Annotated in this window: 10 protein-coding genes; 1 reads left to right on the forward strand and 9 read right to left on the reverse strand. The window is 57.2% G+C overall.

Annotated elements, in window-relative coordinates; translation table 11 throughout:
* The first annotated feature begins 24 nt into the window (after window positions 1-24).
* Window positions 25-1353, forward strand: a complete 1329-nt coding sequence (locus N8E88_RS17605; protein WP_262294804.1) for a bifunctional folylpolyglutamate synthase/dihydrofolate synthase — start codon at window positions 25-27, stop codon at window positions 1351-1353.
* A gap of 55 nt (window positions 1354-1408) precedes the next feature.
* On the opposite strand, the gene trxA is transcribed toward N8E88_RS17605, so the two are convergent.
* The 9 genes from trxA to N8E88_RS17650 all read right to left on the reverse strand — a co-directional run bounded on the left by trxA (window position 1409) and on the right by N8E88_RS17650 (window position 15830).
* A complete protein-coding gene (gene trxA / locus N8E88_RS17610; protein ID WP_112524851.1) occupies window positions 1409-1732 on the reverse strand; it encodes a thioredoxin in 324 nt (107 codons plus the stop codon).
* Between the two features lie 191 nt (window positions 1733-1923).
* The gene (addA, locus tag N8E88_RS17615) at window positions 1924-5421 is read right to left on the reverse strand and encodes a double-strand break repair helicase AddA (protein WP_262294805.1); all 3498 of its coding nucleotides are present in this window, start codon (window positions 5419-5421) and stop codon (window positions 1924-1926) included.
* Window positions 5418-8558 (reverse strand): double-strand break repair protein AddB, encoded by a 3141-nt coding sequence (gene addB / locus N8E88_RS17620; RefSeq protein WP_262294806.1) that lies wholly within the window; start codon window positions 8556-8558, stop codon window positions 5418-5420. Before addB ends, addA begins: the two co-directional genes overlap by 4 nt.
* Window positions 8551-9276, reverse strand: coding sequence for a nucleotidyltransferase family protein (locus N8E88_RS17625; RefSeq protein ID WP_262294807.1), 726 nt, complete (start codon window positions 9274-9276; stop codon window positions 8551-8553). Before N8E88_RS17625 ends, addB begins: the two co-directional genes overlap by 8 nt.
* A 3-nt stretch (window positions 9277-9279) precedes the next feature.
* Window positions 9280-10788 carry a tRNA (adenosine(37)-N6)-threonylcarbamoyltransferase complex ATPase subunit type 1 TsaE gene (gene tsaE, locus N8E88_RS17630; RefSeq protein WP_262294808.1) on the reverse strand — a complete coding sequence of 503 codons (1509 nt, stop codon included), beginning with the start codon at window positions 10786-10788 and terminating at the stop codon, window positions 9280-9282.
* 7 nt (window positions 10789-10795) lie between these two features.
* A complete protein-coding gene (locus N8E88_RS17635; RefSeq protein ID WP_262294809.1) occupies window positions 10796-13327 on the reverse strand; it encodes a sensor histidine kinase in 2532 nt (843 codons plus the stop codon).
* A 207-nt stretch (window positions 13328-13534) separates the two neighbouring features.
* A complete protein-coding gene (gene ahcY / locus N8E88_RS17640; RefSeq protein WP_224507552.1) occupies window positions 13535-14935 on the reverse strand; it encodes an adenosylhomocysteinase in 1401 nt (466 codons plus the stop codon).
* A 154-nt stretch (window positions 14936-15089) separates the two neighbouring features.
* Entirely contained in the window at window positions 15090-15404 is a 315-nt protein-coding gene (locus N8E88_RS17645) for an HPr family phosphocarrier protein (RefSeq protein ID WP_114429715.1), read from the reverse strand.
* A gap of 24 nt (window positions 15405-15428) precedes the next feature.
* Entirely contained in the window at window positions 15429-15830 is a 402-nt protein-coding gene (locus tag N8E88_RS17650; protein ID WP_112524863.1) for a PTS sugar transporter subunit IIA, read from the reverse strand.
* Window positions 15831-15944: the final 114 nt, after the last annotated feature.

Below are 15944 nucleotides of genomic sequence, written 5' to 3' on the forward strand. Positions count from 1 at the left end.
CCTGCTTTTCGAATTGGCTGTGCAATGCCGTCGCGCGCTGAACAAGAGATCGACCGGCTACTCGGGCTTCACCCCAAGGGCTTCGATCTGTCTCTCGGCCGTATAACGCGCCTATTGGACACACTGGGCAATCCGCAGCTGCGGATACCGCCGGTAATCCACGTTGCTGGCACCAATGGCAAGGGTTCTGCCGTTGCCTTCTCGCGGGCGCTGCTTGAAGCCGCAGGCTACACGGTGCACGTCCACACCTCGCCACATCTCGTGCGCTGGCATGAGCGCTACCGGATTGGCGCGCCCGGCGGCGGCAAGATCGTCGACGATGATGTGCTGGCGGATGCGGTCAAGCGTGTTGCCGACGCCAATGCCGGACAGGCAATCACCGTCTTCGAGATACTTACCGCGGTCACTTTCGTTTTGTTTTCAGAACACCCGGCGGATGCTGTCATCCTCGAAGTTGGCCTTGGCGGGCGGTTCGATGCGACGAATGTCATTCCCGAGCCGGCTGTCAGCGTCATCATGCCCATTTCGCTCGATCACCAGCCCTATCTCGGCGACCGTGTGGAACTGATTGCAGCGGAAAAAGCCGGCATCATCAAGCCGCGTTGCCCTGTTGTCATCGGAGCCCAGGAAGAAGAAGCCGTCCGCATGGTGCTGATCGAGACCGCCGAACGCCGCGATTGCCCCTTTACGGTTTATGGCCAAGATTTTCTCAGTTTCGAAGAACGCGGGCGCATGGTCTATCAGGACAATAAGGGATTGATGGACCTTCCTTTGCCGGCACTGCTCGGCCGCCACCAGCTGGCGAACGCTGCTGCAGCAATTCAGGCGGTCAGAACTGCCGGCTTCAAGGTGCCGGAACAGGCCGTCGAACGGGCGATGGCAAACGTCGAGTGGCCCGCCCGGATGCAGCGGCTCATCAGGGGCAAGCTGGTGGAAATGGCAGTTCCGGGTTCGGAAATCTGGCTTGATGGCGGACACAACCCCGGAGCGGGGCTGGTGATCGCCGAGGCCGTTGCCACATTGGAGGATCGCAATCAACGGCCGCTATTTCTGATCACCGGCATGATCAATACCAAGGATCCTGTTGGCTATTTCCAGGCTTTTACCGGCATGGCGCGGCACGTCTATACGGTGCCGATACGGTCCAGCGGCGCCGGGATTCCACATGACGAGCTTGCGCTCGCAGCCAATGAAGCCGGGCTTTCGGCTGAACCTGTGCATTCGGTAGAAAATGCTCTGAAGATCCTGGCGCATAGCTGGGACACATCCGAGCCGGCACCGCGAATTCTTATTGGCGGATCGCTCTATCTGGCTGGCGACGTTCTTTCGGACAACGGCACGCCGCCTTTATAGGCAACAAAAAGCCCGGCACTAAACCGGGCTTTTTTCGTTCGAATGACTTGAACAATCAAGCAGCCGAATTCCTTATCCAGTCGGACAATTTGCTCTTCGGAGCAGCACCGACCAGATTAGCAGCAAGTTCACCATCCTTGAACATCAGCAAAGTCGGGATCGAACGTACACCGAACTGGGCAGCAAGTTCCGGATTTTCATCGATGTTCACCTTGGCAATCGTGATCTTGCCTTCCATCTCGGAGGCAATCTCTTCAAGAGCAGGAGCGATCATCTTGCACGGGCCGCACCATTCCGCCCAAAAATCAACGACGACAGGCTGGCCCGCCTGAATGACGTCGGACTGGAAATTGCTGGTGTCGATCTTGACGGTAGCCATGGGCTTTTCCTTGTGTGTTTGTGAATGTGTTGCACATCATGTGGTGAGTCGGCTCGCAATCGTCAAGCTCGGTATTGTCACGATTCAGTGCAAACAGTCTGGAGGAGCCTGCAACCCTGCTTCGTTGCCTGCCCGCAGCAATCAACAATCAGCATTACCACGTTTTGCATTTTCCAATCCATATCCTTTGCTCACACCATCCGACCGAGTGCGTCGCGCATCGCATCGGCGGGGATATCGATCAGGTGCGGACCTTCGGTGAAGAGCAGCGCAGCCTCCACAACCTTGCCTGGATAAAGCGGCTCCAGCAATTGGCGGTAAAGGGCGAGCTGCGCGACATACGCCTCCGGAACCTTGGCGAGAGTGCTCGGCGGTGGCCGGTTTGTCTTGTAATCCACGATGAGCACCCGCTTTTCATCGGCTGACAGCCTGTCGATCACACCCGAAACGGCGTGATCCTTGCCGCGCAGATGCAGCGTTCCCATGATCGCCACTTCTGCGAGCGAACCTGATGCGAAAACCGGTGCATAGCGTGGATCATCTATAACGCCGAGGACCGATTGCAAGACATCTTCGATTTCTTGGCGGGGCCAGTCGGAGGCCGCGCGCGAAAGGTAGCGTTCCGCAGCTGGGACCCGTTGCCCGGCGGGCAAGTTCGGCAGGGTCTGCAACAAGGCGTGGATGACCGTTCCTCGGCGGATCGCGAACGACGGATCACCCCCATCACTTGTCAGTACTGGTGAGCCGATCATTGCGGGTGCTTCGTCATCTGGTTCGATCAAGACCGAGACGCCGGATGGCGCAAGCGGTCTTGGCAGGCCGGCTTCTCGCGGCATGGGAGAGCGATAGGCCGTTGGAAATGGTTCGGCACGTGCTGCGGATGGGGTGGCAGGTTGATCGATCGGCGAGTGAGTGCGCTCCGTCACGCGATAACGCCTGGCGACCACAGCTTCTACGGGATGCTGGAATGGTTCGCTTAATTCACCCAGCGCGGCTTCGACCAAACCATGCCATGTTTCGGATGCCTGCCGTGGTCCGCGATAGCCGCACACGATCAAGCGATCCTCGGCGCGCGTCATCCCCACATAGAGAAGCCGGCGATACTCTTCTTCGGCGCGAACTTTCAGATTATCGACGATTGCCCCCGTGAAGGCGGTTGCATAGGTCTTGCCGGGGACGAAGAGAAAACCTGGACCTTGCCAGCCATCTTTTTCCTGCAGCTCGAAAGACAGCAAATTCGGCGTTCGCCCGCCTGCTGACGCCGCACTGCCGGAATCGACCAGGAAGACGACGGCCGCCTCCAGCCCCTTGGCCGCGTGTACCGTCATGATGCGAACTTCATTGCGGCTCTGATCGAGTTCGCGTTTTATCTCGGGGGTTGCGGCATCAAGCGTTTCAAGGAATGCCTGAAGTCCGGGGAGGCCAGTCTTTTCCGTAGCAACCGCATAGTTTTGAAACTCGTCGATGACATCACCGGCTTCATGGCCAAGTCTTGCCAACAGATCGCGTCTGGCGCCTCCCGGCCCCAGGATCTCCGCATAAAACTCGAACACCGGTACGGTGTCGGCCCGATTGCGCCAACTCTGCAATCGTTGCGCCGTTGCACTCGCGATCAGATCATCGTCGGCGCGCGCCTTCAACCTTTGGTAGAGTGTTTCATGCTCCGCCCGGCCATAGGCGAGGTCAAACAGTTGTTCATCATTCCACTTGAACAACGGGCTCTTCAACAATGCTGCAAGGGACAGATCGTCGGATGGCAGCAGCATGAACCGGCCGAGTGCCACCAGATCCTTGATGGCAATGTGGTTCGTGAGCTTCAACCTGTCAGCGCCGGCGACCGGGACCTGCCGTTTTTTCAGCTCACGCGACAACGCTGGCATGAACTGATCGCGCTTGCGCACCAGCACCATGATGTCTCGCGCTTCAAGACGCCGACCCTGCCCCTCAAGTACTTCACCACTCCTTAGCGAGCTATCTATCGTCTTGGCTATCTGCTCAGCGAGCCGAACGGGTGGGGCAGGCAGGCTATCCACGGGTTTGCGCCAATCATCTTCCTGGGGCGCGTTTTCAGGCGTGATCATATCCCATATCTGGACCTCGCCGGGATCATGATCGCGAATGGCCGTATGGACAGTCGGGCCGTGTTCCCGCCCGAAGCCACGATTGGCCTCGGGCCGCGCAAAAACTTTATCGACGGCAGACAAAACATCGGGGGCCGAGCGAAACGAGAAGTTGAGATTGACACGCTCAAAACTCAATTCAGATTGCCTGGTGTTCCTTTCGGTCTCCCTGCCATGCTTGGCAAAATCCTCAGGAACAGCGCCCTGAAACGAATAAATGGATTGCTTTTCGTCACCCACGGCAAACAATGTGCGCCGGATGTCGCGGGCGGATCTGCCGGCAAAAAATTCCGCGCTGAGCAGACGAATGACGCGCCATTGATTGGGGCTTGTATCCTGCGCCTCATCGACCAGAATATGATCGATACCCTTGTCGAGCTTGTATTGTACCCATGGTCCAGCATCCTGACGCGACAGCAATCTGACTGTACGCACAATCAGATCATCGAAATCGAGCAGACCATGCGTCTTTTTCATGTGCTGATAGCGGCCGATCAGATCGTCAATCAGAACCAAGGCTGACAGGGTAAGGCGAAGCAAGCGCCATTGTTTAAGGCGGTCCAACCCCTGGAATGCGCGTTGCGCCGCTTGATCGTAACGATCGATAAAATCCGGATAACGGTCAGTCACCCCCTTGGTCGCGATATAGGAACCGCTTTTGGGATCACCTGTCGCTTTCAGGAAGGCCGCCCGCAGTGCTTCCTCACGTTGATCGATCTGTTCGTTAACCTTTGCATGAAGCAGAATCAGCGCAAATTCTTGCGCCCGCGTCGCGCTCTTTTGTATCTGCAGAATGCCGGACAACATCGAGTGATCGAATTCGTCCACCGGCCAAAGCGTCGACAGGATACTGTCTTCGGTCTCGTCGCCTTGGAAGCCAAAGTGCGAATAGAAAGCCTGGCGGCGCAGATCATCGTGACCGACTTCGCCGATAAATTGTGTCAGATCATGCCGTTTGTTTACTGCCTCGTCGAGCAGTTGCTGCAGACCAAATTCTCCGGCGGCATCGAGCACATCGGCAAAAGCAGCGGCAAGCTCCGTGTTATGGTCAAGGCGCGCCGCCTGCAACAATTGACGGCGCGCTTCGCCGACCAGCGCAACCTGCATCATGTCATCCATCAATTCGAAATGACCCGCAATATTGGCCTCGAGCGGGAACTGATGGAGGATCGCTTCGCAAAAGGCGTGGATGGTTTGAATCTTGAGGCCGCCCGGCGTTTCCAGCGCCCGTGCAAACAGACGGCGCGCTTGTGCCAGCCGCTTCGGCCCGGGGCGATTGCCATCGATCTGCTCGATGGTCTGGGCCAACGCACCTTCGTCCAATGTTGCCCAATCGGACAATCGCGCAAAAACGCGGTTCTGCATGACCGCTGCCGCTGCCTTGGTATAGGTCAAGCAAAGGATCTTGGAGGGATCGGTTCCGTCAAGCAGCAGGCGAATGACGCGTTCCGTCAGGACATGCGTCTTCCCTGATCCGGCATTTGCCGAAACCCAGACGGAATCCTTCGGATCGGCCGCCTTGTTTTGATTGGCAATTGTTTCGCTCGGGATGTTGCGCGGCGTCTTCATTCGCCGTCACCGCTATCGTCAGCGCCGCCTGCCGACCATTCCAGCACACGCGCAAGATGATCGTAGTCCCCGGTCAAATCGCTTTCCTTGAATGGCAGCGCCCGCGAAAGATAGCCTTTGTGCGGGTCGCGATAAGCGGTCAACAACTCGGCCAGGCGATGCCACGAGAGCTCGCCCAATTCTGGCGCGGACTTCTCGCTGGCATTGGCGGCGGTGCCGATCTTCAGGATCGATTCGGGATCGACCTTACCATTAGGACGAAGCCGCACATAGAGGAGGTCCGCAGCATCGCGGGCACCGACTTCGTGGAAAGCACCGCGCGCCAGAAGTGCTGCCTCGAGTGCAAGCTGCGGAGACAACAGCACATGCGCCTGCCGTTTGGATGGTGTCGAACCGGTCTTGTAGTCGATAATCTCAGCCAAACCATCGTGCCGGAGATCAACGCGGTCAGCACGGCCAGAGAGCGTCACGCCGGTCGTTTCAACGGGAATCTTTCTTGAAGCGATTTCCGGATGACGTGCCGTTATAAGGTGCGCGCGCTGGCGTTCCCATTGGAGGTATTCCGGAACCAAAGATTGAAAACGAGGCCACCACACCGCATCGATTTCTTCCGGCAATGCGATCTCATCGAAAAAGCGCCGTCCGATGTCCACCAGACGCGCGGACGCGTCGGCGTTCTGCGGATCAACACCCTGCGCAGTGAAATCCGCCAGAATATCATGGAACAGCGATCCGCGCTCGGCGACATCAGGATCGCGGATCAGCGGATCGATGGGGCGCAGGCGCAGGATGCGCCGGGCAAAGATCGCGTAAGGGTCGCGCCTGAGCGTCTCGATTTCCGTAACTGAGAAATGCTTTGGCCGCGCGCCCAACGGCGGCTTTGGTTCGGGTCGCTTGACGAAATCTTCGTTCGGTGCAGTATCGATCTCCCGCGCCCAGTTCAGATATTTTACACCCCGCGCACGCAATTCTGCAGTTGCAGTTTTGCCCAGAACCGTTTCGAGCCGCTGCAGCCAGCGCGAAGCAACCGTCGGAGCGTTGGCGGCGCGCTGCGCCCGCGTGAGAATGACGCGATCCATGCCCATCGCCATTTGAAAATCATGCGCTGCAAGGCCAATGCGCCGTTCGGGTGGTTCAAGATTGATGATTGATTTCATTGGCCGCGACATGAAGGGATCATTGCGGGTTTTGCCCGGCCAGGACCCTTCGTTCAGACCGCCGATGACGACCGTATCGACTGTCTGCAAACGGGCTTCCAGTGCCCCCCAAATAAAAAGGCGGGGATGTGCACCGGCCTTAGGCTTGACCACCTCTCCCGCGACCAGCGCCTCGATTATCGACGGCCATTCGGAGGGCATGAACTCCAACCCCGCATCTGCCGATATCAAATTGCGCAGGAAGGCGGCAAACTGTTCGCCAGCGGCGCCTGAGTAGAGCGCCGCAATGTCGCCCTGGTCGTCCCGCGTCAGATTTTCCAGACTGGCGACTGTGGCATGGACAATCGCCGCCATCTCCACCGGAATTTCTTTGGCGGCAAAGGCGACTAGTGGTTCCATGCATTGCGAGAGCGCTTCGCAGGCTGAGCGCGCAGTCTCGATCTGCGCAACGGTAATCTGCCGAAGCCACCCGGGTTCAAATGGCGTTGTGCTTGCGTCCGAAAGGCGTTTTTCAAAGAAAGACCGCAGGCCGGTCACTGTAGCCCGGCCGGTACCACCGCGAAGCGATACGAGTTCGATGGTTTCCGCAGCTTGCCGTACGGCTGAACGTTCCTGGCCGAGCCGGGTCAAAGGATGCTTGAGAAGCGCGAGCAGTGCGACGGGATCGCCAGGATTGAAGACTGTTTCCAGTGCCAGCCGCATCAATGTGGCCGGTTGCGTTTCGCGCAGGGCATGCCCGCCGGAATCATCAGCTGCGATATTGAAGCGCGCAAGCTCGGTCGAGACACGCCGCGCAAGATCACGATCCGCTGTGATCAAGGCTGCCGTCTTACCTTGCTGGTCAATCGCGTCACGCAAGGCGACAGCCACGGCGAGAGCCTCTTCGCGTTCATTCGCGGCCTCTACAAGCGCGATAGGCGCGATGGCAGCCAAGAACCTGCCATCGCCACGGTCGATATCGGCCCAGGCTTCACTGGTGTCTGCTGGACGCATCGCCTCGGCCAGCAAAGCCTCACGCGCACGCTTTGGAGCCGCTACGTCTCCTAACTGGATGACGTCCTGACGCAGAACGCCGAGCTGGCTCAATAGCTTTCTCAAACCATATTGCGGGTGACCGAAGATCGATGGGCTGTCGATGGTATTGGCCAGAAGTTCCCAACTTGCCGCGTCCATGTCACGATCAACGCCGGGCAGAACCAAAGCGCCTTGTGGCAAAGAAGCGACCGCCGCGAGCAACTGTGCGGTGGCAGGTATCGAGCCCGTGGAACCGGCGGCGATAACCGGCCCGACTGGCGGGCTACGCAACAGACGTTCAGCTTCGAGCTCAATCAGCCGATTGCGATGTGCAGCAGGGTTGGATCGATGCCGATCGGCAAGAACCTCGGGCCAAAGACTGGTGACTATTCCCAAGAAGTCCAGGGTTACCTGCCACCAATTCGGCAGATCCTCCGACACAATGTTGGAGAGTGACGACCAGCCCATTGCTTCGGTCTCAACCTGATCCATCAAGCTCGCAAGATCGCGCGCCAGCCAGATTGCATCGGCGGTCGTAGCCGGGATGGCGATCTCTTCATTGCCAAAAAGTGCCCGGACATGGTCGGGCAGACGTTCGCGCCAAGGCCTCACGAGCCGCGCGAGCAGCAGCAAGCGTTCTGTCGAATTTATCGGCGGCAGGAGATCGAAAAAAGCATCCGATCCCAGATCGAACATTGCCGCATCCTCGTCCACATCACCGAGCGGCCGGATGACGGGGAGGATAGCAGACCTGGCCGGGCTCGTTTCGACCAGCAAGGAACGCAGGGTGCGTGCAGCGCGGCGTGTCGGCACGTAGATCGTTGCATGTGCCAGCGCCATGGGATCCGACGGATCGGCCGGATAACCTGGTACAAGCGTGCCCGATCGCAGCGCGTCAACCAGAGCGGGCAGAAATGGAATGCCCCGCGCTATGGAAAATATGCGCGAATGTCCGTGCTCAACCATTGACCATCTGTCTGGCGATGGCTGCTTCCGCCTCGCCAATCGCATCAGGTGTTCCGACCGTCAGCCACAAGCCGTCCATCCGCCGGCCATAAAGCCGGTCCGTGGCGATCGCCGCATCAAAATAGCGATTGAGCGAGGCCTTGCCCGCCACGGCGCCTGTGAAAATCCGAGGATGGATAATGGCTGCACCGGCATAAATATTGGGCGACGTTTCGCCAATTCCGAGGCGGCGCAGGCGACCGTCATTGTCCATGTGGAAATCACCGCGCCCATCATAGCCGGTGGCCTGATCCTTTGCTGCAATCATCAGCAGAATATCCATGCGCGCATCATCCCATCCTTCGGCCAACAGGACAAGATTTGGCTTCGATCCATCCACCCAAAAAGTATCGGCGTTGACCACATAGAAAGGATCGGCACCGATCTTCGGCAGTGCATTGATGATACCGCCGGCGGAATCAAGCAGTTCATTGCGCTCGTCCGAAATGACGATCGCCGGGTCCTTGCGCTTTGCCAGATGTGCATCAACCTGATCGGCGAGATAGTGAACGTTGACGATAGCTCGTTCAACGCCGACATTTTCAAGTGCTTCGAGTCCCCAGTCGATTAATGGTTTGCCGGCAACCTTTACCAGTGGCTTCGGTATAGTATCAGTAATTGGAGCCATGCGCTTGCCAAGCCCGGCTGCCAGAACCATTGCCGTGTGCGGACCCGCCATTGATCAAATCTCCGAAGAAAGTATTCCCGCCTTTTCGCACCATTGCTTGACCGGCGCCAGTGCAGGATGAACGATAACGCGATCAAGATAGGAGCGGATACGCGGCAGATGTTTCAAATAAAAGGACTTGCCGTCTCGTTCGTCGAGCCGGACGAAAATACCGAGTATCTTGGCGTTGCGCTGTGCCGCCATGATGGCAAACGCCTTACGAAACAATGTTTCGTCAAAACCGCGATCAGCCGAACGCCGTTCGTCGATATAAGCAGCAAGCAAATGATCCTGCAACTCCGGGGCAACCGTTACGCGCGCATCGAAGATCAACGACGCAACGTCATAGGCCGAAGGACCAATCATGGCGTCCTGAAAGTCAATAAGCCCGACACGATTGATACCAGTTTCGTTCTCGCGCCATAGGATGTTGGGAGAGTGCACATCGCGCAGGAGAAGGCTTTTCTCCGTATTATTTAGTTCACTAAATACTTTGTCCCATGCGACCACATATTCTGTCTTTTGGGCGGGTTCGAGTACTGCTCCACTCATCCGCGGCACATACCAATCGGACAGAAGTTCGACCTCGATCATCATGGCGTCGCGATCGAAATCGTGAATATGATGGGAAATGCCCTCACCTAGATCGATATCCTTTGACCAGGAATGCTGATGCAGATTTGCCAGCAAACGGACCGTTGCTTCATAACGTTCGAGGATTGGAGCGCCTTCAGCATCCAGTATCCCCTCGCTGCCGAGGTTTTCGAGAATGAGAAAACCGTTCTTTAAATCCTGCGCGTAGATTTTTGGCACTGTGAAGCCGCGCGATGTGAGCAGGCTGTCAAGGGCGACAAACGCAGTCACGGATTGGGAAAGGTGCGCGATTTGCATGTAGGTCTTGCCGTCGCGAAGGACCGGTCCACCTGGATTGTAGGGCGAATTCATGAGGATAAATGGCGACCCATCGCCCGTCGCAATGGTTTCATAACCCCGGGCCGAAGCGTCGCCAAGCAAATAGCGGCGTTCGGCCGTGGCAAATCCTTCCTCAGCGAGAAACGTGCGAGCTGCCAGGGAGCGTTGCAGCCGCGACAATGCAGCTGCTTCGCCCTCGATCAATGCCTTCCGGCCGTCGCCATCATTCAACAGCGTCACCTTCAAGCTGGACGCTGATACGATATCCCCGGCCCGTTCCGGCCACTCTACCAGAACCGCGCCATCCTCCAGGGCTTCGTCAAGACCGAGCTCATCCACCTCATTGGCAGAAGTCAGGCGAAAAAGATCTGCATGACTTATCGGCAGGCGCAACTCCGGATAGGATTGCACGATGGTGAAGGTCGGGCTCGGCACCTCAAAAAGATTGTCATCGGCGATGGTACGTATCAGTCCCCGTGCGAGCGTCGACTTGCCGGCACCGAGATCACCGGACAGCGTGACGAGATCGCCCTTGCGCAACGCCAGAGCAAGATCCTCGCCAAGCCTTGTCGTATCCTCGGGTGTTGCAAGTTGAATGATGATCGATGTCATGGAGAGTTTATTCGGCAGCGATGCTGAATGTGCGAGCCTCCACCGGGAACCGGCAGGTAACCAGCGTGCCTTTGCCGGCACCGCTATCGATGTCGACCGTACCACCATGCAATTCGACGAAACCCTTGACTATGGAAAGTCCAAGACCGGCGCCACGCTTGCGGCCGCCATTCGGATAGGGCTGAAAGCGCTTGAAGATGCTGTCGAGAACATAGTCCGGCATGCCTGGGCCATTGTCCTTTACGCTGAACACCATTTCGGCCTGTTCGCGCCAGCATGCGAGCGTCACCGTGCTGCCTTCTGGTGCGTAGTTGGCAGCATTGCTGAGAAGATTGGATAGAACCTGCTTGACCCTGCTGGCATCGGCGCGGAAAGAGCCCGTTCCTGGTGTGATGCGGATGTCGAGCAGGATATTATGCTCCCTGAATCGTTCCGCCACTTTCTCGGATGCTGTCGTGATCGCATCGGTGACCGACACATCGCTGATATCGAGTTCCATGATCCCGGCGTCAACGGTGGCGAGATCGAGAATATCGTTGACGATCGTCAGCAGCACCGACGATGACGTGCCGATGTGATCGAGATAATCGCGTTGACGGTCATTGAGCGGTCCCGTCATCGGCGTCTGCAGAAGCTCGGTAAAGCCGATGATATTGGTCAAAGGCGATCGCAGCTCATAGGACACATGCTGGACGAAATCGTTCTTCAGCTCATCCGTCCGCTCCAGCGCCTCGTTCTTTTCCTTCAGCGCCCGCTCCACTTGCACCGAGTCCGTCACATCAACGAAGGTCAGCATTGTCTGGCCGTTTGGCAGCGGCGCCGTCGCATAGTAGAGAATTTTACCGGAGCTGAGTTCGAGATGTCCCGAGAGAGAGAGCCGCTCGTCGTCAAAACCGGTAACGGTGGTGACAAAGGTTTCCCAATGCGCAGCATCCGAAACCGGCTCACACAGCCGGCGAATGGCCGAAATGTGCATACCTTCAGAGATTTGTTCGCGTTTCAGCGACCACAGGGAAGCGAAGGCAGGATTCGATAGACGAATCTTTCCGTCCGAACCGAACACGGCGACGCCTTCCGCCAGATGGTCCAGCGTCTGACCTTGCACCTTTATCAATGTGTTGTAACGGCTTTGCAGCTCGAGCTTCTCCGTAAGGTTTTCGAAAACCCACGTCACTCCGCCTTTTGGCTGCGGATTGACGATGACACGCAGCGTGCGGCCGTCAGTCAGATACCAGATATGTTCCTGCGACTCGACCGAATGATAGGCCGACAAGACCGTTTCCTTCCACCGGCGCCAATCCTGCTGCTCTGGCAGGATTCCATCACTACGAAAGCGATCGAGTAGCATAGCATTGTCAGGGCTACTCTCAAGGAATGCCGCGTCCAGTCCCCACAGCTTGGCAAACGCCTGGTTGTGGAACTGCAGCTTGCGATTTGCGTCGAACATCGCGACAGCAGTATTCAGCTGGTCGAGTGTGTCCGAATGGTTGAGAACCGTTCGCTTGAACTCTTCACGGATCAGTTCGACTTCGCTGACGTCGGTCGCGAGGCCGGCTGAACCCGCGCTACTGGCGACATCGGTGACCCGGAAGACATGACGATCGCCAGCAACCACTGTCGAAAGCTGATCCTGGAAGCGCCGGTTTGTCACCTTGTCGCGTTCGATCTTTTCTCGCGCCTGTGCGCCGAATAATTCGCGACCGTCGCGAACCGCGATCTGCGGATCGCGAACATCAACAGCCTTGGCATAGGCCATGTTCACCCAGTTGAGACGGCCATCCCCATCGCGGCTCCAGGACGGCATATCGATCAATTCCAGCAAGCCGCGCAGTGTGGTTACGGCCTCATTGAGCTGATAGTTTTCAGACTTGAGGAGCGCGTGCGCGACCCGGGTCTCACCAAGATTGATGAAACGCACTATTGCATAACCGCCGGAGGTGCGACCCTGGACTTCCAGTGGTGCGCCTTTCGACGTTTCGACGGCAATATCGAATGGCCGCGCTTTCTCGCGCAAAGCCGAGATGGAACGATCGAGCAGCGTAACGGAATCGACACGCAGCCATCGTCCGAAGGCCAAAAACAGCGCGCGACCCTCGGGCACGCCGATCTCCGGAGGAAGAGTGCCTATGAGATTGGGTGTGCTCGAAGCGCCTTCCCACACGACCACACGCTGATCCTTGAGATTAAGCAGGGCCTCATTGCGCTGGACTGTCACGTTGAGATCCGCAACCTTGCCACGCAGCTGGCGATTTTCCTGGGCAATACGACCGCGCTCGCGAATAAGCCAGCCAGCAGAAAGCAGCGCTGCACCCATGGCGCCGAGGAAAATAGCGAACTGCACGACTTCGAACGTGCCGACCTCAACGCCAAAGGGCGTGGTGATTTTACCTAGCGCGTCCTGTGCACCGGCTGACGGGGAAGATATCAACAGGACCGGCAGGGCTGAACTTGCCCCTTTAGCCAAGAGCCTCCGCAGTCTGTTCAGCACCGGTCCGTGTGCTGCATTTTTACTGCGAACATCACCTGTCCCAATTTTCATATCAACCGTCGCTGCCCCATCCTGACGAATGCCGGCTATTCCCTTCCGCTTGCTTTTTTAAACAAGCGGCCCACCTGGAACACCGTCATCCCGAATCACTACAATAAACCTTGAGCGAATCGACGGGAAGAACTAGGTGCAAAAAAGAAAACCGAAGGATTTGTCGATCCTCCGGTTTCTATATCTTGTGTGTATATACTAATCAGATCAATATCTGTAGTGGTCTGACTTGAAAGGACCCTTCGGCGTCACACCGATATAGGCAGCCTGTTCTTCCGAAAGCACCGACAATTTCGCGCCGAGCTTGTCCAGATGCAACCGGGCAACCTTTTCGTCGAGGTGCTTCGGCAGGACGTATACTTCATTCTTGTACTGTTCGCCGCGGCTATAAAGCTCGATCTGAGCCAGAACCTGATTGGTGAACGAGGCGGACATGACGAAGCTTGGATGGCCCGTAGCATTGCCGAGGTTGAGGAGACGGCCTTCCGAGAGAAGCAGCAAGCGCTTGCCATCCGGGAACGAGATCATGTCGACCTGTGGCTTGATGTTGTTCCACTTGAGATTGCGCAAGGCAACGACCTGAATCTCGTTGTCGAAGTGACCAATATTGCCGACGATGACCATGTCCTTCATCGCGCGCATGTGCTCGATGGTGATAACGTCCTTGTTGCCGGTCGTCGTGATGATGATGTCGGCAGTCGGGGCAGCATCTTCGAGCGTCACAACCTCGAAACCATCCATCGCGGCCTGCAACGCACAGATCGGATCGACTTCCGTGACCTTGACGCGGGCGCCGGCGCCAAGCAGCGACTGGGCAGAACCCTTGCCCACATCGCCGTAGCCGCAGACGACGGCGACCTTGCCAGCCATCATGACGTCGGTAGCGCGGCGGATACCGTCAACCAGCGATTCCTTGCAGCCATACTTGTTGTCGAATTTCGACTTGGTGACGCTGTCATTGACGTTGATCGCAGGGAAAGGCAGCAAGCCCTTCTTCTGCAGCTGATACAGACGATTGACGCCGGTCGTGGTCTCTTCAGTGACGCCCTTGATGGCATCGCGCTGCCTGGTGAAGAAGCCAGGTGTTTCTTTCATGCGCTTTTTGATCTGTGCGAAGAGGATTTCCTCTTCCTCGCTTTCCGGCTTCGACAAAACATCTTCGCCAGCCTCGGCGCGTGCACCGATGAGAATGTACATCGTGGCATCGCCGCCATCGTCGAGGATCATGTTCGATGGCTGACCATCCGGCCACTGGAAAATCTTGTCCGTATAGGTCCAGTACTCTTCGAGCGACTCACCTTTGACGGCGAAAACCGGCGTTCCGGTTGCAGCAATCGCTGCGGCGGCGTGATCCTGTGTGGAGAAGATATTGCACGAAGCCCAGCGAACTTTCGCGCCGAGTGCCTGCAGCGTCTCGATCAAGACAGCTGTCTGGATCGTCATGTGGAGCGACCCGGTGATGCGCGCGCCCTTGAGCGGCTGTGTCTTGCCGAATTCTTCGCGGCTGGCCATCAGGCCCGGCATTTCTGTTTCGGCGATATCCATTTCCTTGCGGCCCCATGCGGCCAGCTCAAGGTCCTTGACGATGTAATCCTGTGTGTCGGCCATCTCGTGTCAGCTCCGTCTTCGTTTTCATTTGGCCGCGCACTATTTGATCGGGCGACCGGAGATGACGTTGACTAGCAGATTAGACCTCGCCGCACAATGGGATATAAAGAAATCCTTATGCGTGCATATGATTCCACAGCGAGAGTTCCTTCAATCAGGCTTCTTCGCCGAACTTGTCGGCAATGAGTGCGCCAAGAGCCTTCATCAATTCGCGCGCCTGTACACCGGAGGCGCTGACCTTGATGCAGCAACCAGGAGACGCGGCCAGCATCATCAGACCCATGATCGAAGTGCCGCCAACTGTCATTCCATCCTTTTCAACACGGACATGGACGTCGTAACCATCGACGAGCTGGACGAACTTGGCGGACGCGCGTGCATGGAGACCACGCCGGTTGACGATCTCGAATTCCTCGACGAGTGCATTCTCCGGGTCAAACGTACCGGTTGTTTCGGCAGTCAGGCGCATCTATTTCCTCTTTGAGCACAAGCCCTATTTGGCTGTCAGCACCTGACTGGCCACATTGATATATTTCCGTCCGGCATCCTGACCTTCGCGCAATGCTGCTGCCATGTCATTGGTAACCCGCACACTCGAAAGCTTGATCAGCATTGGCAGATTAACCCCGGCAATGACTTCGATACGCCCCGATTCCATCACCGAGATGGCCAGATTGGAAGGCGTACCACCAAACATATCTGTCAGGATAATGACGCCCGAACCATTATCGGCCCGGGCAACGGCATCGACGATGTCACGCCGCCGCTGCTCCATATCGTCATCCGCACCGATCGAGACGGTTTCCAAATATTCCTGCTGGCCGACCACATGCTCCACGGCATGATGAAATTCTTCAGCCAGTCTTCCGTGCGTCACAAGCACGAGTCCGATCATTCTGAAACTGCTCCTGTCGCGCCAGCCCCTTGGGTTTGGGCTTTTTACTGCGCATTGAATGCCCCGTTTGGCAGGTGTCGCATTTTGGCAGGACGAATCGTGAAGGCAAGCGGA

Origin of the sequence: Phyllobacterium zundukense, assembly GCF_025452195.1 — a bacterium.
Classification (GTDB): domain Bacteria; phylum Pseudomonadota; class Alphaproteobacteria; order Rhizobiales; family Rhizobiaceae; genus Phyllobacterium; species Phyllobacterium zundukense_A.

What these genes read in the sequence shown, in the direction of transcription:
- N8E88_RS17635 (WP_262294809.1), bottom strand. Translation starts at nt 13,327, where the DNA reads ATGAAAATTGGGACAGGTGATGTTCGCAGTAAAAATGCAGCACACGGA.
- trxA (WP_112524851.1), bottom strand. Translation starts at nt 1,732, where the DNA reads ATGGCTACCGTCAAGATCGACACCAGCAATTTCCAGTCCGACGTCATT.
- tsaE (WP_262294808.1), bottom strand. Translation starts at nt 10,788, where the DNA reads ATGACATCGATCATCATTCAACTTGCAACACCCGAGGATACGACAAGG.
- addA (WP_262294805.1), bottom strand. Translation starts at nt 5,421, where the DNA reads ATGAAGACGCCGCGCAACATCCCGAGCGAAACAATTGCCAATCAAAAC.
- N8E88_RS17605 (WP_262294804.1), top strand. Translation starts at nt 25, where the DNA reads ATGCCGTCGCGCGCTGAACAAGAGATCGACCGGCTACTCGGGCTTCAC.
- N8E88_RS17625 (WP_262294807.1), bottom strand. Translation starts at nt 9,276, where the DNA reads ATGGCGGGTCCGCACACGGCAATGGTTCTGGCAGCCGGGCTTGGCAAG.
- N8E88_RS17650 (WP_112524863.1), bottom strand. Translation starts at nt 15,830, where the DNA reads ATGATCGGACTCGTGCTTGTGACGCACGGAAGACTGGCTGAAGAATTT.
- N8E88_RS17645 (WP_114429715.1), bottom strand. Translation starts at nt 15,404, where the DNA reads ATGCGCCTGACTGCCGAAACAACCGGTACGTTTGACCCGGAGAATGCA.
- ahcY (WP_224507552.1), bottom strand. Translation starts at nt 14,935, where the DNA reads ATGGCCGACACACAGGATTACATCGTCAAGGACCTTGAGCTGGCCGCA.
- addB (WP_262294806.1), bottom strand. Translation starts at nt 8,558, where the DNA reads ATGGTTGAGCACGGACATTCGCGCATATTTTCCATAGCGCGGGGCATT.